The sequence below is a fragment of the Bradyrhizobium zhengyangense genome (genome assembly GCF_022012555.1).
GTDB classification, from domain to species: domain Bacteria; phylum Pseudomonadota; class Alphaproteobacteria; order Rhizobiales; family Xanthobacteraceae; genus Bradyrhizobium; species Bradyrhizobium zhengyangense.
The window spans coordinates 849,959-875,630 of the sequence record NZ_JAKLTZ010000003.1; the positions used below are offsets into that span (position 1 = coordinate 849,959).

Annotated in this window: 14 protein-coding genes; 10 read left to right on the plus strand and 4 right to left on the minus strand. The window is 63.2% G+C overall.

From position 1 onward, the window contains the following. Positions 1-129: 129 nt before the first annotated feature. Together L6639_RS14710 and L6639_RS14715 are read left to right on the plus strand one after the other, a co-directional pair. Positions 130-12,732 (plus strand): Ig-like domain-containing protein, encoded by a 12,603-nt coding sequence (locus tag L6639_RS14710; protein ID WP_237862394.1) that lies wholly within the window; start codon positions 130-132, stop codon positions 12,730-12,732. 307 nt (positions 12,733-13,039) lie between these two features. Beyond that, positions 13,040-13,231 carry a hypothetical protein gene (locus L6639_RS14715; protein WP_237862395.1) on the plus strand — a complete coding sequence of 64 codons (192 nt, stop codon included), beginning with the start codon at positions 13,040-13,042 and terminating at the stop codon, positions 13,229-13,231. A gap of 4 nt (positions 13,232-13,235) precedes the next feature. Here the strand turns inward: L6639_RS14715 and L6639_RS14720 are convergent, their stop codons facing one another. Beyond that, positions 13,236-13,463 (minus strand): hypothetical protein, encoded by a 228-nt coding sequence (locus L6639_RS14720; RefSeq protein ID WP_237862396.1) that lies wholly within the window; start codon positions 13,461-13,463, stop codon positions 13,236-13,238. 203 nt (positions 13,464-13,666) lie between these two features. On the opposite strand from L6639_RS14720, the gene L6639_RS14725 reads away from it, so the two are divergent. Beyond that, positions 13,667-13,993, plus strand: coding sequence for a DUF1476 domain-containing protein (locus tag L6639_RS14725; RefSeq protein ID WP_237862397.1), 327 nt, complete (start codon positions 13,667-13,669; stop codon positions 13,991-13,993). 14 nt (positions 13,994-14,007) lie between these two features. Here L6639_RS14725 and L6639_RS14730 read toward each other — a convergent pair whose 3' ends face one another. After that, on the minus strand, positions 14,008-14,586 hold the full coding sequence (locus L6639_RS14730) for a TIGR00645 family protein (RefSeq protein WP_237862398.1): 579 nt from the start codon (positions 14,584-14,586) through the stop codon (positions 14,008-14,010). Positions 14,587-14,734: 148 nt separating this feature from the next. Between L6639_RS14730 and L6639_RS14735 the strand changes: the two genes are divergently transcribed. Further along, on the plus strand, positions 14,735-15,028 hold the full coding sequence (locus L6639_RS14735) for a hypothetical protein (protein WP_237862577.1): 294 nt from the start codon (positions 14,735-14,737) through the stop codon (positions 15,026-15,028). Positions 15,029-15,058: 30 nt separating this feature from the next. Here L6639_RS14735 and L6639_RS43050 read toward each other — a convergent pair whose 3' ends face one another. Then, a complete protein-coding gene (locus L6639_RS43050) occupies positions 15,059-15,187 on the minus strand; it encodes a hypothetical protein (protein WP_271597404.1) in 129 nt (42 codons plus the stop codon). 802 nt (positions 15,188-15,989) lie between these two features. On the opposite strand from L6639_RS43050, the gene L6639_RS14740 reads away from it, so the two are divergent. Continuing rightward, positions 15,990-16,919, plus strand: coding sequence for a septal ring lytic transglycosylase RlpA family protein (locus L6639_RS14740; protein ID WP_237862399.1), 930 nt, complete (start codon positions 15,990-15,992; stop codon positions 16,917-16,919). 17 nt (positions 16,920-16,936) lie between these two features. On the opposite strand, the gene L6639_RS14745 is transcribed toward L6639_RS14740, so the two are convergent. Then, positions 16,937-17,896 carry an alpha/beta fold hydrolase gene (locus tag L6639_RS14745; RefSeq protein ID WP_237862400.1) on the minus strand — a complete coding sequence of 320 codons (960 nt, stop codon included), beginning with the start codon at positions 17,894-17,896 and terminating at the stop codon, positions 16,937-16,939. Positions 17,897-18,048: 152 nt separating this feature from the next. On the opposite strand from L6639_RS14745, the gene L6639_RS14750 reads away from it, so the two are divergent. The 5 genes from L6639_RS14750 to L6639_RS14770 all read left to right on the plus strand — a co-directional run bounded on the left by L6639_RS14750 (position 18,049) and on the right by L6639_RS14770 (position 25,587). Continuing rightward, positions 18,049-19,311, plus strand: a complete 1,263-nt coding sequence (locus L6639_RS14750; protein WP_237862401.1) for a D-alanyl-D-alanine carboxypeptidase family protein — start codon at positions 18,049-18,051, stop codon at positions 19,309-19,311. A gap of 2 nt (positions 19,312-19,313) precedes the next feature. Continuing rightward, positions 19,314-20,000, plus strand: a complete 687-nt coding sequence (tmk, locus tag L6639_RS14755; protein WP_237862402.1) for a dTMP kinase — start codon at positions 19,314-19,316, stop codon at positions 19,998-20,000. Further along, positions 19,997-21,043 (plus strand): DNA polymerase III subunit delta', encoded by a 1,047-nt coding sequence (locus L6639_RS14760; RefSeq protein ID WP_237862403.1) that lies wholly within the window; start codon positions 19,997-19,999, stop codon positions 21,041-21,043. Before tmk ends, L6639_RS14760 begins: the two co-directional genes overlap by 4 nt. Positions 21,044-21,152: 109 nt before the next feature. Continuing rightward, positions 21,153-23,105: a methionine--tRNA ligase gene (gene metG, locus L6639_RS14765; protein ID WP_237862404.1), complete on the plus strand. Its 1,953-nt coding sequence runs from the start codon at positions 21,153-21,155 to the stop codon at positions 23,103-23,105. Positions 23,106-23,529: 424 nt separating this feature from the next. Next, entirely contained in the window at positions 23,530-25,587 is a 2,058-nt protein-coding gene (locus tag L6639_RS14770; RefSeq protein ID WP_237862405.1) for a hybrid sensor histidine kinase/response regulator, read from the plus strand. Positions 25,588-25,672: the final 85 nt, after the last annotated feature.

The window sequence follows — 25,672 nt, forward strand, 5'->3', positions numbered from 1 at the left end:
CGTTGCCGCTGAATTCGGCGATAACTTCACGAATCAATTTTGATCCCGGCCGTTGGCTCAATGAGGAGCCACGATGCCGCCACCTGGCGGCCTATCGCGGCCAATAATCTATTTCCGGGGGAGGCCTGTATGTCTAACGACGGCATTATTTCGATTATTGGCAACACCAATACCACGGTCGTAGATGGCAACAACAGCCTCGTTGTCGCAGGCAATGGCAACGACAGCATCACGGTCGGTGCCAACAGCGCCATCGCCGCCGGCAACGGCAACGACACGCTGACCGCCGGATCGGGCAGCATCGTCATTGCAGGAAACGGCAACGACACGGTCGTCGTCGGCGCCGATAGCGCGATCGCCGTCGGCAACGGCAATGACACGCTGACCGCCGGTGCAAACAGCATCGTCATCGCCGGCAACGGCAACGACATCATCAATCTGGGCGCGAACGACATCGTCACCGTCGGCAACGGCAAGGATACGTTCGTCCTTCCCGGCGACGGGCAGGTGACGCTATCAGCACCGCAGAGCCTTTCGGTGAGCGAGGATGGCTCGATTGCGCTGGCGATCGCGGCCGTCGCGTCGGGCTTTGGATGGGGCCAGGAGAATATCTTCGGCTTCAATGCGTCGAACGACAAAATACTGCTGAGCAGCGCACAGTTTGCCAATTTCGCGGCCGTCATGGCCGCCGCCAAGCAGGTCGGCAGCAATACCGTCATCACCGCGGATGCCGGCGACAGCATCGTTCTGAACAATGTCAAGCTGTCGAGCCTCACGGCCAAGGACTTCGCCTTCACGGCCGCTCCGGCACTCGTTTACAAGATCTCCGGGATTCCCGCCGACGCCACGCTGGCGGATACGGCGGGGCCGATCCAGGTCGTCAACGGCACGGTGACCCTGACCCAGGCACAGCTGGCCGGCTTGACGCTGAAGGCGGGCGAGGTGACCTCGGCAAATCTCGTCGTGACCGCGACCGATCCCACGACCGGCAACTCGGTCTCCAAGACCGTGGCACTGTCCGTCACCCCGGTGGCGCCGACACTCCATACACCGGCGACGCTGAGCGTGGCGTCCGGCGGAACTGTTGCGCTCGGTATCACCGAGACGCCGTTCGACCCACGCGACACCGTGTCCATCAGCATCAGGGGCGTGCCTGCAGACGCCACCCTTTCAGCCGGCACGAAGAATGCAGACGGCAGCTGGACGCTCACGCCGGCACAATTGACCAATCTCACTCTCAAGGCCGGCGCCGCGGCGACAGCCAGCCTCACCGTGACGGCAACCAACACGCTGGGCCAGACCGCGTCCTCGCCAGTGGCGCATATCCAGCTCACGATCGCATCGCCACTCACCGTCACCTTCGACAAGGTGATCTTCACCGATACCGGCGTTCAAGGCGATCACCTGACTGACGTCGGCACCGTGACGCTGTCGGGAACGCTGACCGACACGATCGCCGTTTCGACAGTCAACGTCTACAACGCCGGCGCGTTGATCGGGTCGGCGACGATCAACCCCGACCATACCTGGACGCTCACCACCACGCTTGCGGATGGCAATTACAACCAGCTTTCCGTCACGGCGACGGATATTGCGGGCACCAAGGCGAGCGCCGGCACCAGCCAATACGTGCTGATCGACACGACGGCCCCGACAGTAAACTCACAGTCGGAGTCTAATCCCGGACTGACTCAGTCCACCACCGAGGTGATCACCGTCAATGCCAGCGACGCCCATGGCGTCCAGTCTGTTGCGATCTATAACGACGTAACGCATCAGAAGGTCGGCGACGCAACGCTCAGCAACGGCGTCTGGACCTATCCGGCTTCGGGTCTCGCCGACGGCACCTACAAATTCTATGCTGTTGTCACCGATGCCGCCGGCAACCAGACCAAGACAGCTGATCTCACCACCGTAACGGTCGACACCACGGCCCCGACGGTCGTCTCGGAGTCGGAATCCGTCTCGGGCCCGACGCAGCTCACGTCCGATATCATCAAGGTCAATGCGACCGATCTGAACGACGTTGCCTCGGTGGCGATCTACGACCATGCGACGAACCAGAAGGTCGGCGACGCAGCGCTCGGCAGCGACGGTGCCTGGGCCTATACGGCCTCCAATCTGACGGGCGGTGCGCACACTTTCTACGCGGTCGTCACTGACGTCGCCGGCAATCACACCACGACATCAGACCTCGCCACCGTAACGGTCGACAACACACCTCCGGTCATCAGCTTCGGCCAGGTCAAGCTGGACAATCCAGACACGACGGGAACGATGTCGAACGACGGCGGCGCGACGTTGTCTGGCACGGTCTCGGACAACATCGCCGTCGCCCAGGTTCAGGTCTTCAACGGCGCGACGCTGCTTGGCACGGCCAGCGTTGCGAACGGCACGTGGAGCCTTCATACGGTCCTGAGCGTGGGGTCGTACGACCAGTTGCACGCGATTGCGACCGACACTGCCGGCAACAGCACGGATATTGCCAGCCATAGCGTGGTGACCATCACTCAGGTTTCGGGCCTCGCCACCGACGGCTACATCTCGGGTGCTACGGTGTTTGCCGACACCAACGGCAACGGCAAGCTCGACGCCGGAGAGGCGTCCGGCATCACCGACGCGGGCGGCCATTTCGTGTTGGGGGCGGGCACGACGTCAGGGCCTCTGGTTCTGACCGGCGGTACCGACACCGCGACCGGGCAGCAGTTCACGGGCGTGCTGACCGCGCCCACGGGATCGACCCAGGTCACCGCGCTCACGACGCTCGTCCAGTCGGTCGCGGCCGCCAATGGTGGTGACGTGGCGGCCGCTTCCCAGGCCGTCGCCGCAGCGCTTGGCATCGACCCGACCATCGATCTCACCAAGACCGACATCTTGACGAACGCCTACACCGGCGACGCCCAGCCCTTCGTGGCGGCGGCCAAGGTGCTCAATACCGTGTCGATGGTGGCATCGGCCGTCTCGGGCACCGGTGCGTCGACCTTCACGTCGGCAGCGACCGGCGCGTTTTCGGCGCTCGCCGCCCAGATCGTGTCGACAGGTGGTCTCGACCTCACCAGTTCAAGCGTTGTCAGCGCCGTGGTCTCGAGCACGCTGACCAGCGCGGGCGCCACGCTGACTGGTACGCAAACGAGTGAAATCGCCAACGTCGTCACGTCAGTGAACACGGCGACCGATCAAGCCGTGCAGGCGTCGACCGGTGGCAGCACCGCGGATCTCCTCGCCAATGTCAGCGCGACCTCGATCGTGGCGCAGGGCAGTGCGTCCGCGGATCTGAAAACGGGCACCCAAAGCGGCGATCTCTCGGGCGCTGTCGCCAACAACACGAGCACAGCCCTTTCAACCGCCGTTCAAAGCGCCGTCAGCCAGGTATCGACTGCAAGCCTCGCACCCGCGGCACCAGACTTCGTCAGCCTGACGCCGACCGACGCTTCGCCGACCGCCTCGAGCGCGGTCCATTACCTGCTGACTTTCTCCAACTCGGTCCAGGGGGTGACCGCAAGCGACTTTAGCCTCGCTACAAGCGGTCTCACCGGCGCGAGTATCACGAGCGTTACGGCCGTGGCGGGGAGCGCCGGCGCGCAATATCTGGTCGAGATCAATCCGGGTTCCGGCAATGGCGCACTGTCGCTCAGTTTCGCCGGCACCACCGTGCAGGATCTGAGCGGCGTAGCGCTGCAGGACCAGAGCACACACACGTCGACAAGCTATACGGTCGATCATTCCGCCGGCGAGCAAGCCGCCCTGGCGCTGGCCGTCACCAACACGCAAGTCAATGCCGCAGGTTCGGCGCTGCTGAATTTCACGATCAGCGGGCTTCAGCCGACCGATACGGGTGTCGTCACCTTTACCGACGGTCAGAACTCGGTCTCCGTCAACGTGAACGGCGGGCAGAGCGGCTATAGCGCGAACCTCAGTGCGCTGAGCGACGGGCCGATCTCGTCCCAGCTCGCCGTCAACACCAATGCCGCCGGCCATTCCTTCACGCCGGTTGCCGGTTCCAGCGCGGTGACACTGACCGGCTTCAGCACGCCCTCGAGCGGCATCAGCGTCGTCCAGAACGCTATCGGTGACATTGCCGTCGTCTCGGCGGTCGCCGTCACCAATCAGTCGGGCATCGGGCTGCTGGCCCAGGAAAGCGCTGGCGGTGTCGGCAACATCGTCGTCAACACGACCGGCAGCGTGACCGGCACGGGCAGCGGAGCGGTCGGTCTCGAAGCACAGAACCTTGACGCCTCCAACGGGGGCAACGTGTCGGTCACAGCGACCGGAGGCGTCACTGGTAACCAGCACGCCATCGTCGCCTCGACGGCGGGGAGCGGCAATGTGTCAGTCGAAGCCGGCGGCGCGATTGCCTCGACCGTGCAATTCGGAATCCGTGCCGCGGCTTCCGGAACCGGCGACGTTTCCGTCCTCACCGACGCCGGCAGCACGATCAATTCGGGTGGTGCGGGCATCAGCGCCATTAATTTCGACACCGTGCTTGCGGCAAGCGCCAACAGCTCGGTGACAGTCACCAACAATGCCGTGATCAACTCCGGCACGACGCTCAATCCGAGCGGCTCGGTGCCGCAGGGCATCGCCGCCGGCTTCTACGGTGCCAATGGCACATCGAACACCGCCATCAACGGCACGGTTCTCGTCAACAATAACGCCAATATCACCGCCGCAGCCGGTTACGGCGTCGACGCCTATAACTGGGGCAACGGCGACGTGACCGTGAACGAAGCGGCCAACACATCAGTGTCGGGCGCCCAGTACGGTCTTGCGGCCTATGCCCTGAGCAAGGGCTCGGGCAATGTTGCGGTCAATGTCGGCGCGAATGTCGCAGTCAACGCGACCACGTTGTTCGGCATCCAGGCTTATGTCAGCGGCGTCGGCAATGTCAGCGTCCAGACCGGCGACGGCGATACGATTTATGGCGGCAGCATCGGCGTCAACGCCCAGAGCCAGGCAATCTCGGAGCCCGCGACCGGCAACATCAATGTGGTGCTGGGTAAGGACACCATCCATTCGGGCACGCTGAACACGCCGAACGGCTCGGCAACCCCCGGAGCCGTCTCGGTCGGCTACCTGCCGAACGGAACCCAGGCGGCCTCGAACGCAGTTCTCGGCAATGTCATGGTGCAGAGCGACGCCCAGATCACCGCTGACAAGGCGAACGGCATCAATGCCTATAACTGGGGTAAGGGCAACGTGACGGTGTCCACTGGCCCCGACTCCACGATCCACGCGGCGGGCAACGGCATCCAGGCCAATGCCCTGAACGGCGGCAATGTCAGCGTCACCAATGGCGGTTCAATCAATTCCGGTGCGACCGGCATCTCCGCCAATTCGAACATGGGCCTCGGCACTGTCGGCGGCACAGTCACCGTCGTCAACAACGGGACGATCACCGCCGCGGGGACCGGCATCGGCTCCGGCGGCAACCATGTCGGCGCCATCTCGATCACCAACAACGGTACGGTGATGGCCACCCAGTTTGCCGGAATCGGCATCACTGCCGTCAGCGGCGACGCCACGATTACCAATACCGGAGCGACGTCAGGAACGAACGGAATCTTCGCTTCGGACAATGGGTCCGCGAACGTCTTCATCACCAACCAGGGGACTGCGACCGGCACGACCTTCTCGGGCATCGGTGCCAACCTGACAGCCGCCGGCGCAACGGGCTCGATCAGCATCACCAACGCCGGCACCGTTACGAGTCTCGGGAGTGGTTCGGCGATCGGACTCACCGAGAACAATGTCGGCAGCGTCACCATCAACAACACCGGCATCATCGGCTCGAACGCCACGGGGCAAGCAATTTTCGCGGGCGGCGGCGATATCACGCTGACCAACAGCGGCACGATCACCGGCAACATCAATGTCGGCAACGGCACGTTCAACAACCAGGACAGCGGGGTCTGGGCGGTCGGCGCCTGGAGCGGGTTCGGCACGGCTTCGACCACCGGCGTCGTTGAAAGCAACACCGTCAACAATGCGGGCACCATCAACCTGTCGGCCGGCGCCAGTATCAATGGCGCCAACGGCCTCGTCGTGAACAACAGCGGACACCTCGACAACCTGTCCGGGACCAACATGATCAACGGGTCCGTGAACAACACGGGCACGCTCGAGGTTGCGTCCGGCTCCCTAGAGATCGGCGGTGGGCTCAGCGGGACGGGGTCCGTTCTGGTCGATACCGGCGCGACCCTGGTTCTCGATGGGGCAACCGCGCAGACGGTCACCTTCACGGGCAGCGGCGGCACGCTCAATCTCAACTTTGGTGCCGTCAGCGGCACCATCGCGGCGGTCTCCTCGACCGGCGGAATATTCAACGCCACGGGGGCGGGCAACATCACCACCGCAAGTGGCGATGCGCTGGACTTCACGGCCTCTGGCGGAAATGCCGGCAACCCGGCCAGTGTGGTTTTGACGCCATCCGGTACGCTGACGGGAGCGGCCGCCGGTCTTGTGGCGAGCCAGAACGGGGTCGGCGATGTCACAATCATTGCCTCAGGTGCTGTCTCCGGCCTGGACGGGGATGGTATCGTCGCCCAGGACAGCGCCAGCGGCGCGGGCAACATCAGCGTCACGGCGACGGGTGGGGTGAGTGCCAGCGGCACTACGTCGGTCCTGACCGGCAGCCCCCTAGTTCAGACCACACAGGGCTATGCAGCCATTCGCGCGCAGAACCTCGACACGGCCAACAATGGCAACGTGACGGTTACGACATCGGGCGCGCTCACCGGATCGCAGTTTGGCGTCCGAGCGCAGACCAGCGGCAGCGGCAATGTCAGCGTCACCACCGATGCAACCAGTGTCATCAACTCAGGCGGCTCGGGCATCAGCGTGGTCAACTTCGATACGTCGATGCTGGCCTCGGCCGACAGCACGATCATGGTCACGGCTCACGGCAGCATCAACGCCGGATCCATGGTGAACCCCAATGGTTCGACACCTGCGGCCATCAACGCTTCCTATTATGCCAATCCTGTCGGCACGATCACTCCTGTTCACAACGACAACGTCAATGGCACCGTCCTCGTCACGAGCGATGCCATCATAAACTCGGCCGGCTACGGTATTCAGGCCAACAATTTCGGCAACGGCAATGTGACCGTGAACGAAACCGGAGGCAGCATTACGTCCACGGGTTTTGGCATCAACGCCTACAGTCGCGATATCGGCAGCGTCAGCGTTTCGACCTCCTCGGGAGTCAGCATCAACTCCACCGGTACCGGTATCAATGCGGCCAACCAGGCCATTTTCGATGCCTCGAACAATGCAACCGTCACAGTCATCAATTACGCAACGATCCAATCCGGAGCCGTGGCCAATGGCTCGACGCTTGCCGGCATCATTGCCGGCTTTAGCGGAACTTATGGATTGGTCGCTCCTGGTCCCAACTCCGGCGTGAACGGGACCGTTCTCGTAGACAATTACGGCAACATCTCCGCCGCCAAGGGCTATGGGATCGATGCGTACAACTGGGGCAATGGTGACGTCACGGTGAATGACGGCGCCGGCACCACGGTCACGGGCAATCTCATCGGTGTCGCGGCGTTCGGCTTGGAGGGTGTCGCTGGACAACCAGGTGGAACTGGCAACGTCAGTATCACTGTCGGTGCCAACGCGACGGTCAACAGCGGCGCTGGCAACGACGGCATCCAGGCCTACTCCCTCGATAACGGTAATGTTGGCGTCACCACCGCCGACAACCTCACCGTCAACGCCGGCCGCTACGGCATCGGGGCGTTTGATCAATCTTCGACGGTTTCGGCCGGTAGCACCCTTTCTGTCGTTGCGGGGACCGGGACGATCGATGCCATCAGTGGCGGCATCAACGCCGGCTATTCCCCTGGAAGCAACGCGATCGAGCCGGGCGTGGCTGGCAACGTCTCCGTTGTCAGCAATGCAACCATCGTCGTCACGGGAAGCAATGGCTTCGGCATCGGCGCCTTCAACTGGGGCACCGGCGACGCCACGGTGACGACTGGCGCGGCCTCGAACGTCACCGCGACCAACGGGACGGGTAACGCCATCAACGCCAGCACCAATGATGGCGGCAATGTCACCATCAGCAACGCCGGCGTGGCGACCGGTGGCGGGACAGGCATCAGCGCCTTTGTCGCCGGCAATGCGGTGCACGCCGGTACCATTTCCGTGACCAACACGGGACCGGCGACCGGAAACAGCTTCTCGGGCATCAACGCCAATGATTCCGCGGGCGGCAACGTCTCGGTCACCAACAGCGGATCGGCGACCGGCAAGACCGGCATCAGCGCGTTCAGCAATGGTGCCGGCAGCATCAGCATCACGAACGGTGGTGCCGCAACCGGCACGAGCTTCTCTGGCATCGGCGCCAACCTGACAGCTGCCGGCGCAACGGGCTCGATCAGCATCACCAATTCGGGCACGGTGACAAGCCTCGGCAATGGCGCGGCGATTGGACTCAATGAGAACAATACCGGTACCGTCACCATCAACAACACCGGCATCATCGGCTCTAACGCTACGGGGCAAGCAATTTTCGCGGGCGGCGGCGATATTACGCTGACCAACAGCGGCACGATCACCGGCAACATCAATGTCGGCAACGGCACGTTCAACAACCAGGCCAGCGGCATCTGGGCCGTCGGCACCTGGAGCGGGTTCGGCACGGCTTCGACCACCGGCGTCATCGAGAGCAACACCGTCAACAACGCCGGCACCATCAACCTGTCAGCCGGCGCCAGCATCAACGGCGCCAACGGCCTCGTCGTCAATAATAGCGGACATCTCGACAACCTGTCCGGAACCAACATGATCAACGGGGCCGTGAACAACACGGGCACGCTTGAGGTTGCGTCCGGCTCACTCGAGATCGGCGGCGGCCTGAGCGGGACGGGGGCGGTCCTGGTCGACACCGGCGCAACCCTGGTTCTTGACAGTGCGACTGCGCAGACGGTGACCTTCACCGGTAACGGCGGCACGCTCGCTCTCAACTTTGGCGCCGTCAGCGGGACCATCGCGGCGGTGTCCTCGACCGGCGGCAATTTTGCGATCAACGGTTGGGGATCTGTCGCCACTGCGGTTGGCGACGGCATCGACTTCACGGCCACCGGCGGAACCTCCGGCAACGTGGCCGCGATCTCGGTCGCACCCGGCGGCGCCATCACCGGCGCGGCCAACGGCATCGTGGTGACCCAGAACGGCACCGGCGACATCTTCGTCTCCACGTCAGGTCCGATCGTCGGTCAGACGGGGACGGGCATCCTCGCGCAGGACAGCGCAAGCGGCGTCGGCAATATCCAGGTGGTGTCGACGGGCAGCGTCACCGGCTCGGGCGCCGCATTGTTCGGCATCGAGGCGCAGAACCTGAACGCGGCGAATGGCGGCAACGTCTCGGTGACGGCGACGGGCGGGGTCAGCGGCAACCAGCACGCTATCATCGCCACGACCGCGGGTAGCGGCAATGTGTCGGTCGAAGCGGGTGGGGCGATTGCCTCGACAGTGCAGTTCGGAATCCGGGCCGCGGCTCTCGGCACCGGCAACGTTTCGGTCCTCACCGATGCCGGCAGCACGATCAATTCCGGAGGTGCGGGCATCAGTGCCCTTAATCAGGATACGGTCATTGCCGCGGGCGTCGGCAGCTCGGTGACGGTCACCAACAACGCCGTCATCAACTCAGGCACCACGCTCAACCCCAGCGGCTCGGTGCCGCAGGGCATCGCCGCCGGCTACTATGGCGCCAATGGTACGGCCAACACCAACATCAACGGTACCGTCGTCATCAACAATAACGCCAACATCACGGCTGCAGCAGGCTATGGCCTCAACGGTTACAATTACGGCAACGGCAATGTGACGCTGAACGAGGGGGCCAACACCTCGGTGACAGCCGACCAATATGGGCTCGGGGCTTTTGCCAACAGCAAGGGGAGCGGCAGTGTCGCGATCAATGTTGGCGCAAATGTCGCGATCCATGCGACCAACTTGATCGGCATCCAGGCCTCGACCACCGGTGTTGGAGACATCAACATCCAGACCGGCGACGGAGATACGATTTACGGCGGCAGCATTGGCGTCAATGCCCAGAGCCAGGCCGCGTCGGAGCCTGCCACCGGGAACGTCATGGTGGTGCTAGGCAACGACGTCATTCATTCGGGCACGCACGTGACCGGGAACGGCGGAGCGACACCGGGTGCGGTCTCGGTCGGCTACGCGCCCAACGGCGTTGGAACGGCAACGAATGCTGTGCTTGGCAACGTCACCGTCCAGAGCAACGCGCAGATAACGGCGGACGCAGCCGCTGGTATCAACGCCTACAATTGGGGCAAGGGCAACACCACGGTGTCAACAGGCTCTGCGTCGTCGATCACAGCGCCCGGTAACGGTATCCAGGCCAGCGCCCAGAACGGCGGCAATGTCAGCATCACCAATGGCGGTTCGATCCATTCTGGTGCGACCGGCATCTCTGCGAACGTGAATGCCGGTCTCTCCGCGACTGGCGGCACCATTACCATCACCAACAATGGTACGATCAGCGCCGGCACCACCGGTATCTTCGCTGGCGGCAGTCACGTCGGGGATGTCTCGATCACCAACACCGGCACAGTCAACGGCACCAGTTCCAACGGTATCGCCGTGAACCTGACGGCAAGCGGTTCGACGGGATCGACCACCATCACCAACAGCGGTACCGTCACCACCGCGAGCACGATCTCCGCAATCAGCGTCAATGAAAACGCGGTCGGCACGGTGACGCTCAACAATTCCGGAACCATCGGATCTTCCGCTTCGGCCGGCGCGATCTTCGAGGCCGGCGGCAGCCAGATCACCATTAACAACAGCGGGACCATCCTTGGTGGTGTCAACACCGGGGGCGGGGGCATTGGCGCCACGACCACGTTCAACAACAACGCCGGAGGCGTCTGGCAGACCGTCTATGTCGATGACGAGGGCACGATCAATGCGGCGGGTCCGGGCTCGCAGATCACGCTCACCAACGCGTCCATTGGCTTTTCCGGCACCGGCAGCTTGAATCTGTCGGCCGGGGCGACGTTCACCAGCGATTCTCTCTCGATCGGAAACCAGGTCGGCAGTCATGGAACGGTCGTCGTGACCGGGGCTGGCACGAGTCTCAACGCAACGGCGGGTCCGTTTCAGAACATCCAGGTGGGCAGCTCCGGCTCGGCTTCGCTGAGCATCGCCGACCATGCCGCTGTCCTGACCGGAAACATGGATGTCGGCGTCATCTATGCGGCGGGCATTATCGACACGCTCGATATCAATAACGCCACCCTGACCCTTGTTCAGGGCCTCACGATCGGCGATTCCGGAACGGCCCACGCCACGGTGGAAAACGGCGGTAGCATCAGCGCGGGCTATGTCGGTCTCGGCCAACAGGTCGGCGGGGACGGCAGCCTCACCCTTGATGGCGCGGGATCACATCTGGCGATCCTGGGCGATACAGACGGCATCAATGTGGGCTTCGGTGGCGCTGGGCATCTGACGTTGTCAAACGGTGCCACGATCACCGCGGACTTTGTCAACATCGGCTCGCTTGCAGGAAGCTCGGGTAGCTTGATCGTCTCGGGCGCCGACACCAGCCTCGACACCACCTCGGGCACCTATCAGAACATCCAGGTTGGTAGCGACGGTGCCGCCACCATGACGATCTCAGACCACGCGATTGTCACGACCACCAACATGACGCTTGCCGTCAACCATGACGCCGGTGTGACCGACACGCTGACCGTGGACGATGCCAGCTTGCATGTCGGCGGGACGATGACGATCGGCAACGGCGGCGCAGCCACCGCTCTCGTGGAGAACGGAGGCAGCCTGACCGCCGGCTCGCTGATCCTGGCGGAACTGTCAGGAAGCTCCGGCAGTCTCACCGTTGATGGCGCGGGCTCCGTGGTCACCGCTTCCTATATCTCGATGGGCGGGCCGTCGGCCGTGCTGACGCTGAGCAATGGCGGTGCCGTCGACGTCGGATCGAGCGCCACGACGATCGCGAACACCATCCATATCGGCGGCGATGGAGCTCTGGTCGGCACTGGCGAGATCACATCGGCGATCGTCAACGACGGGACCATCACGGCGGCCGGTGGCGCGCTTCAGATCGATCAGCAACTGACCGGCTCAGGATCTGCGCATATCAACGTCGGCGCCACTCTCGACCTGTCGAATGGCGCGGTGTCCTCGCAGATCATCCTGTTCACGGCGCCGAGCGGCTCTACCGCTTCCCTGGTTGTCGATCATGCGGCGAGCCTGCAAGCGTTCATCTCAGGGTTCACCGGCGATGGCACGCTTGGCGGCTCCGATCAGATCGATCTGAAGGACATCAACTACAACTCGCTTTCGGAAAATTACGATGCCGTCAACAACGTGCTCAACATCTCCGATGGCACGAACTCGGCCGCAATTCACTTCATCGGATCGTACCAGCAAGCGAACTTCAGCTTTGTCAGCGACGGCCAGAACGGAACGATCGTCTACGATCCGCCCGTCGCGGGCGGTACGGCGGCCGGATCGACTGGCACGTCTGCGGTCGCCGCAGGGGATGGCTTCAAGTTCGCCGCGGCCAGCATCGCGCCGAACACAGATGCGGGCGATGCGCATGGCAACAGCAGCGCGTCCCTGGGCCAGATCCTCAACATGCATGTCGATGCATCGGCAACGCCGTCAGGCCAGATGCTCGATCTCGCCTTGGCCGACAACAAGTTCTTGCCGGGGCATGATTACCATGTGCTCTAGCCGCGCGGCCTGAACGCGCCAACCGGCCGTGGACCGAATGACAGAACTGCCGGAGTGATCGCAGCGATCGCTTCGGCAGTTGACGCCGATCGATGGTTCAATTTCGGAATAATCGCATTTTGCCACTGTTTTGCCCGACGCGTCAATTGGTTTTCTCGGGACGGGCAGGATGACGCGCGCAAGGCTTGATTCGACGGGGCCACGCTACTGTGCATGGGGTTGTTTTGGGCTTTCTTTCGGCAGCATGCGACCGGGCTGGCTGGCGGCGGGAGCTGGAACCTTTCGGTCACCGGCGCGTTATCTCGCCATGACTGAAGACCTTTCCTTCCGACGCAAACCCCTGACACCCGAACAGCGCCAGGCGCGCGATGCGGCTCGCCGGATCGAGGCCGAGAAGGCCATGCGCGACCATGAGGAGGCGCAGAAGGCGTTTTACGCCAACCGCGAGCGGCTCAGGGCCGAGCGGCTCGCCCGCGAGGCGGCCGCGGCAAAAACCTGACGGTTCAATGCCGGCTGGACGGGCGCGTGGCGGTGAGGGAAAGCTTGAGTGCCCGGACAGCGACCGCAACGACCCCGCGAGGCGCGTGGAGCGCCTCGATGGCCTCGGCCGCGATGCGGCAATCATCGGCGACCTTGAGCAAGCCTGATCGGGCGAGGTCCATGGTCGATAGCGCGGCCTGCTCGATGCACACCCGCTCAAGCCGTCGAAATTCCCTGACCTTTCTGTTCATGCGTCGCTTCTCGATGTCCCCCAGGCGATACGGCCGCGTGTCTGCCTGACAAATCGCAAGTATGGCTGGTCCGGGCCTGACGCCGTTGACGGCTTGACGGCGTTCGCCTTCGGCCGGAAGATTTCAGATCTGATCCGCAGCTGACCAGAACCACGGAGAATTTCGCTCCCAGTCCAGATCCCACCAGCACAATGGAGCTGACCATGACCACGTTCGACAAGCGCGAGCAGGGCTTTGAGGCCAAATTCGCCCATGACGAGGAGCTCATGTTCAAGGCCGCGGCCCGGTCGAACAAGCTGCTCGGGCTGTGGGCTGCAGGCGAGCTCGGGCTCAGCGGCGATGCCGCCGCTGCTTACGCAACGAAGCTGGTGACCGATAGTCTGGCGAATCGGGCGATGGACGAGACCTTGAACAAGGTCTCGAGCGACCTTGCCGCGAAGGGCATTTCGCGCGAGCAGGTTGCGCAGAAGATGCAGGAGTGCCTGCACCAGGCGCTGGCGCAGCTCGAAGCCGCATCGCGCCAGGCTTGACGTCGGTCAGCACCTCACTCCTGTTGCTTGCGCGTGGTCGTATCGCTGAACCTGTCGACAAAGGCGATCCCGATCGCCGAGGCGACGAAAGTGATGTGGATCAGCACCTGCCACATCACGCCGTTCTCGGTGAGGCTGGCGCGGCTCGAGCCGAGATTGCCGGCCTCGATGAAGGTGCGCAGCAGGGCGATCGAGGAGATGCCGATGATCGCCATCGCAAGCTTGATCTTGAGCACGCTGGCATTGACGTGGCCGAGCCATTCCGGCTCGTCGGGATGGCCCTGGAGGTCGAGGCGGGAGACGAAGGTCTCGTAGCCGCCGACGATCACCATCACCAAGAGGTTGGAGATCATCACGACGTCGATCAGCGCCAGCACGCTCATCATGATCTCCTGCTCGGTGAGCTCGATCGCATGCGATGCGAGGTGCCAGAGCTCCTTCAGGAACAGCACGATGTAGACGCATTGCGCCACGATCAGTCCGAGATAGAGCGGCAGCTGCAGCCAGCGCGACCCGAAGATGATCATCGGCAACAGGCCGAGGCGCGGCGAGGGCGGGCGGGGGCCGGTCGTGGTTTCGGGCTCTACCGACATGCAAGATCCGATGATGGAGGTGACGCTGGTCTCGTGTACCCCGCCCCGACGGCCGGAGGAAGACGTCACGCCCGGTCGGCTTCTGGAGCTCGCGTCGTCTCATGCTATCGTGCCGAATGGGCGGCCGGCGATCCCAGGGAGGCAGACAGTGCTAGGCAGCGGCTTCGGCCAACGGCTCGGACGGATCGCGCTTGCAAGCTCGGTGGTCTTTGGCGCCGGCAAGGCCGCGGAGGTGGCGGCGACACCGCTGACGCCGTTTCGCTATGAGGACCAGGCCCAGCGCCATTGCCCCAGCGACAAGGTGGTGTGGCTGGATTTCAGGAAGGGTGTCTACTACCGCAAGGGACAGAGGCTGTATGGCCAGGGGTTTGACGGCAGCTTCGTCTGCGCGAGTGAAGCCCGCGACGGCCTCTATCGCAGCTCTCCGTTGGGCCTGCGCTGAGTGGGGCGAGGGCGCGTGGCGGAAGCGCAGCTATTTCTGCTTCGGCAGCGTCACCGGGACATGCGCAGAGGTGCTGATGACCCGGGGGCTTCCATCGGGATAAGTCCGGCCGCCGCGGATCAGCGATTCCAGAACCAGGATGAATTTCTCGGCTAGCATGTTCGACACCTTAGCTGGTGGTGGCCTCTTGAAATTACGTCGAGGCGCCGAACACGAGAATTCAATCAACTAAACGGGAGCGGAGTTGTCGCGCATGTTGCGCTGCGATGCGCAGCGATCTGAAAATGCGAAGGGTGGTTGGAGGATCAGCCGAAGGCTAACGCCACAAGGCTCGAGCAGAGCAAGACCAGACCGCCTGCGGTCAATGCCAGAAAGCCATCGGATACGAGGTCATGTTTGCGCATGGGACACCTGCTGCTCTCGTCCTCGATGCTCGATCGGATTGATTAAAATTGTCCGAACGTGCCGCTGTGAAGAGGTGATGCAATGTCGCCCGCGAGAGTGCCTTCAGGCCCTCGTGCGGTAGCCTTCGAACGCATGGGCCAGGAATATCCCCGCGCTTACCAGACCCATCAGTGCCGAAACCGTCTCGATCATCGTTAAATTCCAATCCCGCCCCTGCACGCGAGAGAACGCGGGCGGCCTTGCACAGTCAAAAGAATTCCGGTGAAGCCAGCGATATCGGGGGTGGAGTGAGCTTTTAGCGCAACAGCTTGTGCGGGACTGGCACAGACGAGCCGGTGCCACGGCCTTCACGCCCCGTAGATCAACGGAGAATTGCGAACGTCCTGTTTACCATCCCGGTGCGTTCGCTGTGGGCTCCCCATTTCCGCCGTGTTCGGGTTGCGTTATCGTTACCGTCTCTGGGACGGTGGTGGGCCGCCCGGAGCGTTGAGGTCCGGAGGTGCTCCCGCAGGAAAGCGGGTTGGGTACGTCTCCGGCGAAATGGTATTTGGGGCGAATGGGGATCCGACGGTCAGATTCGGTGGTGCGGGCTGCGCGGTGCGTTGCGGCGGTCGCCATCTGCCTGGCGCTCGCCAATTGCGCCTCGTCCAACAAGTTCGCCAACCGGGTCGATCCCAAATACGGCGTGTCATCGAGCCCGCGAGTCGTGGCCTGGGGCGAGCCCGTCCCCAAAGGCGGCGGCACCTATCGCGTCGGCAAGCCTTATGTCGTGGCCGGCCGGACCTACGTGCCGGAGGAGGACGCCAACTACCGGGCCGAGGGCATGGCGTCCTGGTACGGCGATGATTTCCACGGCCGTCTGACCGCCAATGGCGAGGTCTTTGACATCGGCTCGCTGACGGCGGCCCATCCGACCCTGCCGATGCCGTGCTATGCACGGGTGACCAACCTCTCCAACGGCAAGTCGCTGATCGTCCGCGTCAATGATCGCGGTCCCTATCACGGCAACCGCCTCATCGACGTCTCGAACAAAGCCGCCGAACTGCTTGAATTCAAAGGAAATGGCGTCGCCAAGGTCCGCGTCGAATATGTCGGCCGGGCGCCGCTGGAAGGCTCGGACGACCGCCAGCTGATGGCGACTCTGCGCACCGGCGTGCCGGCGCCGTCGCCCTCGATGGTCCGGGTCGCCTCGGCGCGGCCGTTCGTGCCCGAGTTGCCTTCGTCGAACCGCGGTGCGATCCGGGGCGAGGTCCCGATGCCGGAAGGGCGGCCTTACAGCCTTGGCAACACCTCGGCCGATGTCGCCTCGATCAATGCGACCTCGGAGATGTCGGCCTCGAGCCGCAGCCGGGGCCGGTCGCTCCAGAATGTTCGCCAGGTGTCCTATGACCAGGACGGCCGCTATTCCTCCGATAGCGGTCCTGCGGCCTCTGATGACGGCGCAGCCGAGGCCCGCAGCATCCTGACCGGCCGCGGCCTGTACTGATTCCTCGATTGCGCCGCCTAGTGCGACGACGCTTCGCGCAGGAATCTGACCAGCGCGGCGTTGACCTCGTCGGGCCGCTCTTGCTGCACCCAATGGCCCGCGCCCTCGATGATCAGCTTTCGCGTGAGATTGGGCAGCACGCGCTCTAGTTCGTTGGCGCGCTTGGCGCCGATCAGGCCGGTGATGACGGCGTCTTGTGCGCCGGCGATGAAGAGGGAGGGCTGGTGGATCTGCGCGTCCTGCCAGGGCGCGGTCAGCTCCCAATTGTGGTCGATATTGCGGTACCAGTTCAGTCCGCCGCGGAAGCCGGACTTGCGGAAGTTTTCGGTAAAATGAGCAAGATCGTCCTCGCTCAACCACGCCGGTAGCGGCGCGTCGGCAGTCGCATGACCGAGAAAGCCCTTGCCCTCCTGCACGAACATCGCGGCATTCGGGTCGGCAAGCCCGCGGCCGCCAAGTACCATGCGCATGGTCCGGGCGACGTCCTGCTCGAACTCGGCCTCGGCGACACCGGGCGCCTGGAAATACTGCCAGTAGAAATTGGTAATGCCGCCCTGGCGCAGCAGCTCGAGCGGCCGACCGCGTCCGCGGAACGGCGGCGGCACGCTCAGGCCCGCGACCGCCGTGAAGATGTCGGGACGGAACAGGGCCGCATGCCAGGCGACCGGGGCGCCCCAGTCGTGGCCGACCACCATTGCCTTGGTCTTGCCGAGCGCCTTGACCAGGCCGACGACGTCGCCCACCAGGTCAAAGATCGAATAGGCTGATACGTCCGGCGGCGCCGTGCTCTGGCCAAAGCCGCGCATGTCGGGGGCCACGACGTGAAAGCCCGCGGCCGCCAACGCCGGGATCTGATGTCGCCACGAATACGACAGTTCCGGCCAGCCATGGCACAGCACCACGAGCGGTCCCTGGCCGGCGGCTTCGCGGATGAAGAGGTCGATTCCGTTGGCCTTGATCACGCGAGTCGTGGACATCGCTTTTCCGCCTTGTTTCAGAGGTTTGGTCAGGAAACATGAGGTGTCACGATAGAGATGCGACGAGAATCGTGCAATCTCGGGGCAAGCGCCGATCCTCGTGTTGTTCGCACCGGTTCCGTTTGTTAGAACGCGGCTCTCAGGGCTTCGCCATGGCATTTCATCTCATCCTGCTCAGCCATCCCCGGTTTACAGCCGGAGCGTTGGCGCGCGGGCTGGTCGCGGCGGCGCTTGCCGTGAGCCTCAGCTGGGGCGGGGTGCTCTATGCCGCCAATCAAAGCGTCCAGGGCGCCAAGAAAACCGAAGATGCCGGCTTCGACGGCGATGCCCCCACGGCGATCCTGATCGAGGCCTCCAGCGGCAGCGTGCTGTTCGAAAAGAATGCCGACGAGCTGCGCGCGCCCTCCAGCATGATGAAGCTCGTGACCGCGGAGGTCGTGTTCAACGCGATCAAGAAGGGCGACATTAAGCTGACCGACGAATATCGGATCAGCGAGAATGCCTGGCGAAGGGGCGGAGCGCCCTCGGGCGGCTCGACCATGTTCGCAGCCATCAACAGCAAGGTCTCGGTCGACGACCTCCTGCACGGTGCGATCATCCAGAGCGGCAACGATGCCTGCATCGCGCTCGCCGAAGGCATTGCCGGCAACGAGAAGATCTTCGCCTCCGACTTCATGACCAAGCGCGCCCGCGAGCTCGGCATGACCAAGTCGACCTTTGCCAATTCTAACGGCTTGCCCGACCCCGGCAACAAGATGACGGTGCGCGAGCTCGGTATGCTCGCGCGGCACATCATCCTGGACTTCCCCGAGTTCTACAAACTGTTCGGCGAGAAGGAGTTCACCTGGAACAAGATCAGGCAGCCCAACCGCAATCCCTTGCTTAACTCGATGGAAGGGGCCGACGGCCTCAAGACCGGTTACACCAAGGAGGGCGGCTATGGCATGGTCGGCTCGGCGGTGCAGAACGGTACGCGGTTGATCGTCGTCGTCAACGGGCTTGAGGATATCGAGGATCGTGCCACCGAAGCCAAGAAGATGCTGGAATGGGGTTTTCGCAATTTCGAGACCCGGACGCTGATTGCAGCTGACCAGCCCGTCGGTTACGCCAAGGTGTTTGGCGGCGAGAGCCGCTCGGTGAAGCTGGTTGCGAAAGAGCCGGTGAAGGTGATGGTGCACAAGAGCGGCGGCGATAAGCTGATCGCACGCATTGTCTATAGCGGTCCCGTGCGTGCACCGATTCAGGAAGGCCAGCGGGTCGGCGTGGTCAAGGTCTGGCGCAGCGGCAATATCGCGGTGGAAACGCCGGTCTACGCGGCAGAATCGATCGGCACCGGCTCGACCATGCGGCGCGCGATCGACGGCGCCAGCGAGCTTGTGATCGGCATGTTCCGCGCGGGCGCCGAGAAGCTTTGACGATGAGTGAGAGCACGGGACAGCGGCCGTCCGGGCGCGGACGCTTCATCACCTTTGAAGGCGGCGAGGGGACCGGCAAGTCGACCCAGATCAAGAAACTCGCCGAGCGTCTCAGCGCGGCCAGATTGCGGATCCTGGTCACGCGCGAGCCCGGCGGCTCGCCCGGCGCCGAGATCATGCGCCATCTGGTGCTGTCGGGGATGGGCAAGCTACTCGGGCCCGAAGCCGAGACGCTGCTATTCGCGGCCGCGCGCGACGACCACGTCCGCACCGTGATCGAGCCCGCGCTCAAACAAGGCGTCTGGGTGCTGTGCGACCGCTTCGCCGACTCGACACGAGCCTATCAGGGCAGCCTCGGCAGCGTGCCTGCCGGGCTGATCAACGCGATGCAGCGGGTCACCATCGGCGATCTCAAGCCTGATCTCACCATCATCCTCGATCTGCCAGTCGAGATCGGCCTGGCACGCGCGGCGGCACGGCGCGGCAGCGGCACGCCTGACCGGTTCGAGGGCGAGAAGCTTGCATTCCACCAGGGCCTGCGCGAGGCCTATCGCAAGATCGGCGCGGATGATCCCGCGCGCTGCGTGCTGATCGACGCCAATTCCGATCCTGATACGGTCGCCGGCCGCGTCTGGGCCGCGCTGCGCGAACGCCTCCTGCCGACGCCAGCATCGGTGATTTCGGCATGAGCCCGCGTCAGGCCGAGCGCGAGAGCGCTATCCCGCATCCCCGCGAGACCAGCCTCCTATTCGGCCATCGCGAGGCCGAGACGGCACTGCTGACCGCCTATCGCAGCGGGCGCATCCCGCATGCCTGGTTGATCGGCGGCCCACAGGGGATCGGCAAGGCAACGCTGGCCTATCGTATGGCGCGCTTCGTGCTCGCCCACGGCCAGCCGCTGGCGGCGGCCGTGCAGACCGCCGAAGACCTCGCCATTGATCCTGATGACGCCGTGGCGCGACAGGTCGCAGCCGGCTCGCATGGCGGCCTGCTGACGTTGGAGCGCACCGCCAACGACCGCGGGGTGATGCGCACGGTCATCACGGTCGACGAGACCCGCGAGACGATCGCGTTCTTCGGCTCGACGGCAGCAGCGGAGGGTTGGCGCGTCTGCATCGTCGACACCGTCGACGAGCTCAATCCCAATGCGGCGAATGCGCTGCTCAAGATCCTCGAGGAGCCGCCGCAGCGATCGCTGTTCCTTTTGGTGAGCCAGGCACCGGCTCGCGTGCTCGCCACCATCCAGTCGCGTTGCCGCAAGCTGCGCTTGCGATCACTGACTACCGACGAGGTCATTGGCGCGGCCGCTGCGGCTGCCGACATCCCGCCGACCGATTTGGCGCTGCGCGAGGCAGCGGAGGCCTCCGAGGGCAGCGTCTCGCGCGCGCTGACGCTGCTCGGCGGCGACGCGTTGAAGCTCCAGCAGCGCACGGCGGCGCTGCTGGCACGGTTGCCGGAGGTCGATCCGCGTGATCTGCACACGCTTGGTGAGTCCCTCGGCACCAGCGACCGCGTAGCGCTTGCCGCCTTCGTCGACGGCATCGATCGCTGGATTGCGGACCGCCTGCATGCAGATGATGCCAATGCCAACCAGAACCTGCCGCGCCTTGCGCGCTTGAGCGAGGTATGGGAAAAGATCGTCCGCGCCGCGCGCGACACCGAAACCTACAATCTGGAGCGAAAGCCCCTGGTTTTCTCGGTGTTCGGCTGGCTGGCGGACGCAACGCGCTAGAGCATGATTCGGAAAAGTGCGTAGCGGTTTTCCAAGAGGATCATGCTCGAAATAACAACCTAACGCAGGTTCGTTTCCAAATTTCGGGAAGCCGGTAAAGGAATTTGTCGTGGCAACACGAGCTAAGAAAGCCGCCAAGGGCAAGAGCAGCAAGAAGGCTGCAAAGAAGGTCGCCAAGACGGCCGTGAAGGCACTGGCGCGCAAGGCTGCCAAGAAGGTCAAGAAAACCAAGAAGGCTGTCGCCAAGAGGGGCGTGAAGAACAGCGCTGCGAAGACGGCAACGAAGGCCAGCAAGAAGGCTGCGAAGAAGCAGGTCGTCGCCAAGAAAGCGGCGAAGAAACCAGCTAAAGCTCCTGCAAAGAATGCGGTCAAGAAGGCAAGAGTGGCTGAGCCCGCCGTGATCGCCGCACCGGCTCCGATCGCCGCGCCGCCAAAAGCCGCGAAGCCCAAAGTGTCAAAACCCAAGGCGCCGAAGCTGATGGCCGCACCGAAAGCGGATAAGCCCGCGGCCGCGCCCGCTCGCGACAACGTCTTCTACATCTCGACCGCCATCGCCTATCCCAACGGCAGCCCGCATATCGGGCACGCCTATGAGGCAATCTCGGCCGACGTGCTGGCGCGCTTCGCCCGGCTCGACGGCAAGGACGTGTTCTTCCTGACCGGCACGGACGAGCACGGCCAGAAGATGGTTCAGACCGCGCAGAACGAGGGCCTGTCCCCGTCCGCACTTGCGACCCGCAATGCCAACCGCTTCAAGGAGATGGATCAGCGCCTGAACGTCTCGTTCGACCGCTTCATTCGCACCACCGAAGAGCAGCATCATCGCTCGAGCCAGGAGATCTGGCGGCGCATGGAAGCGAATGGCGACATCTACGCCGACACCTATTCGGGCTGGTACTCGGTGCGTGATGAGGCCTATTACGCCGAGGATGAAACACGCCTGAATGACGATGGCGTACGCCTCGGACCGCAGGGCACGCCGGTCGAATGGGTCGAGGAGAAGAGCTATTTCTTCCGCCTGTCGGCCTATCAGGACAAGCTGCTGAAGCTTTATGCGGACCATCCTGAATTTGTCGGCCCGGATGCGCGCCGCAACGAGGTGGTAAGTTTCGTCAAGGGAGGCCTGCGCGATCTCTCGATCTCGCGCACCACCTTCGATTGGGGCGTGAAGGTGCCAGGCAACGAAGAGCATGTGATGTATGTCTGGGTCGACGCGCTGACCAACTACATCACCGGCGTCGGCTTCCCCGACGAAAGCGACAAGAACTGGCGTTACTGGCCGGCGGACGTGCATATCATCGGCAAGGACATCATCCGTTTCCACGCCGTATACTGGCCGGCGTTCCTGCTGTCGGCCGGCCTTGCGCTGCCGAAGCGGGTCTATGCCCACGGGTTCCTCTTCAACAGGGGCGAGAAGATGTCGAAGTCGGTCGGCAACGTCGTCGATCCCTTCAATCTCGCCGACCAGTACGGCGTCGACCAGATGCGCTATTTCTTCCTGCGCGAGGTGTCCTACGGCCAGGACGGCAACTACAACCATGAGGCCATCGTCGCGCGCATCAATGCCGATCTCGCCAACGATCTCGGCAACCTCGCGCAACGCTCTTTGTCGATGATCGCAAAACAGCTTGGCGGCGTGCTGCCGGAGCCCGGCGCGTTCAGCGACAACGATCAGGCGATCCTGGCGATGGCAGACGGCATGATTGCCGCGTCGCGCGAAGCCATGGCGACGCAGCAGATCCATCACTGGCTCAATGCCGTGTGGGCCGTGGTCGCGGAAGCCAATCGCTATTTCGCGGGCGAGGCGCCATGGGCGCTCGCCAAGACTGATCCTGTCAGGCAGAAGACGGTGCTCTATGTCACCGCCGAAGTTGTGCGCCAGATCGCGATCCTGGCCCAGCCCGCGATGCCGACCGCATCAGGGCTGCTGCTCGATAGCCTCGGCATCCCGGCAGCCGAGCGCAATTTCGCGATGCTCGGCGGCGAGAAGCGTATCGCTCCCGGCACGACACTGCCAGCACCGACGCCAGCGTTCCCGCGCTACATCGAGCCCGCGGCCTAGCCTTACGCAACCTTGTGGTGATGCGATTCGGAAACCGGGTCGTGTCACCACGAAGCGATTGCAGGTGTATCAGGACCTGCCAGCCATCGCCGTTGGCCGAAAATCGGTATCGAGATAGGCGGCATCGCTCTGCGACCGGTGTCAAACGCGAGATTCGATTCGCGTCATTGATTCAGATCATTGCAAACGAAACGCAGGTCTCTGCTTCTCATACGGGAAGCAGCAGGGCCAGGTTGCCTCGCGGCGTTCGATGGGTGACGCATCCATTGCAACGATAAGTGACGCATGCCAATGAGAGGTCCGAGGCTTTAGCGGCGCCGGTTTGCAGTCGCCGCAGGGACTGCAACGTGCCAAGGGAAATGGTTAGCTCGATATTGCGTCGTTCGCCTGGAAGCGACCTTGAGAGCCGCATGGTAGGTGGGATTTGAGCTATCCGGATACCCGAGACGCTGGCGAGGCTTCCGGAGAATTGAAAACCTCGCTATGGCTCAAACTGCAACAGCGGCTACGCGCGCTGAAATTCGGCAAGGAGTTCGCGCATCGGACCAAGGCAGCAGCCGATTTGCGCGCGAGCGAAGCGAGATTCAGAGGGGTCCTCGCGGCGAGTCCAGACGCGGTGCTCATGGTCAACAACGCCGGTGTGATCGAGTTCGCCAGCGACCGCGTCCAGGATATTTTTGGGTACGCGCCTGAAGAGCTCGTGGACAAGCCCGTCAGCATACTGATCCCGGAGCGATTTCGTAGCGGACATTTGCCCCATCTGAGTGCCTACTTCACGCAACCGAAGACCCGCATGATGGGCGGTGGTCTGTTGCTGTGGGGACGCCGCAAAGATTCGACGGAATTTCCGGCCGAGATCAGTCTCAGTCCAATTGCGATGGCCGATCGGTCCGCCGCGATCGCTGCGGTAAGGGACATTTCGGAGCGCAGGGCTCTTGAGGCTCTCCAGCAAAAGGCGGCAGAAGCCTTGCGCGAGAGCGAAAGACGCCTGAGGTATTTCATCAAGTATGCCCCCGCCGCGATTGCGATACTTGATAGAGAGCTGCGCTACCTCGTCTACAGCGACCGGTGGCTTGCGGACTATGGCCTTGGCGGGCAGGACCTGCGCGGGCTGTCACATTATGAGGTCTTTCCTGAGATCCCGGGCCGCTGGCGCGACATTCATCGCCGCGCGCTTGCAGGCGAGACTCTTCGTGCCGATGAAGATTCTTTCACGAGGGTCGACGGGCGCGTGCAATGGCTACGTTGGGAGGTGCGCCCCTGGTTTGATACCCTTGGCAACATTGGCGGTGTTGCCTTCTTGACCGAGGACATTACGGATCGCAAGCGGATGGAAGCGCAGCTGTTGCAGGCGCAGAAGATGCAGGCAATCGGGCAGCTGACAGGCGGGGTCGCCCACGACTTCAACAATCTGTTGACGGTCATTCTCGGCAATGCAGAGGTCTTGCTTGACGAGATGAAGAGCGACGATGCGCATCGCAAGCTGGTCGAGCCAATTGTTGCAGCCGCTGAACGTGGCGCAAGTTTGACACAGCTGATGCTTGCCTTCGCCCGACGCCAGGCTCTCGAGCCGAGCACTTTTGATCTGAACGAGGTCGTGACGCGCATGAACGCGCTGCTACGGCGTACGATCGGCGAGATCGTCGAGGTCGATCTTCGTTTGATGAAGTCATTGTGGGCAGTAACCGCAGATATCCGTCAAATGGAGACTGCGATCCTCAACGTCGTTCTGAATGCGCGCGATGCAATGCCGCAGGGAGGCAAGCTGACGATCGAGACCAGCAATGTCGAACTGTCGGACGACTATGCCGCGCATAGCGTGGAGGTCAATCCAGGCCAATACGTCATGATGGCTTTGTCCGATACGGGAAGCGGCATAGCGCCCGAAGTCCTTGACCGGATTTTCGAGCCGTTTTTCACAACCAAGCCGGTCGGCAAGGGGACGGGACTTGGGCTGAGCATGGTGCACGGCTTCGTCAAGCAGACGGGCGGACACATCCAGATTTACAGCGAGGTCGGACACGGCACCTGCGTGAAGATCTTTTTGCCGCGTGCCAAAGCCGATGCGATCACTGCCGCTCAGCCAGCCCGTGCTCCTGCAACCCTTGCGACGGGCACTGAATCGATCCTCGTCGTGGAGGACGATCCTCACGTGCGGATGTTCGCGGTCCAGCAATTGCGCCGCCTGGGCTATACAGTGACCGAGGCCAGCGATGGGCCGTCTGCGCTACAGGAGGTGTCGCGTTCCGGTTCTCCCGATCTCTTGTTTACAGACGTCGTAATGCCTGGCGGCATGACCGGAAGGCAACTCGCCGAGCGGGTGGGGCAGATGGCCCCCGGCATCAAGATTTTGTACACATCGGGTTACACCGAGAACTCGATCACCCATCATGGCCGCCTCGATCCTGGGATTCATCTGCTGCAAAAGCCTTACAAGAGCGACAAGCTCGCGCGTAAGGTGCGCGAAGTGCTGGACCTCTGATCGCGCTGCCTACACTTGGCCTCCGCGTTAGATTGCACGTGCTTCGGAACCAGCCCGGATGAGCGGTTGTCGGTCCCGTTGACGT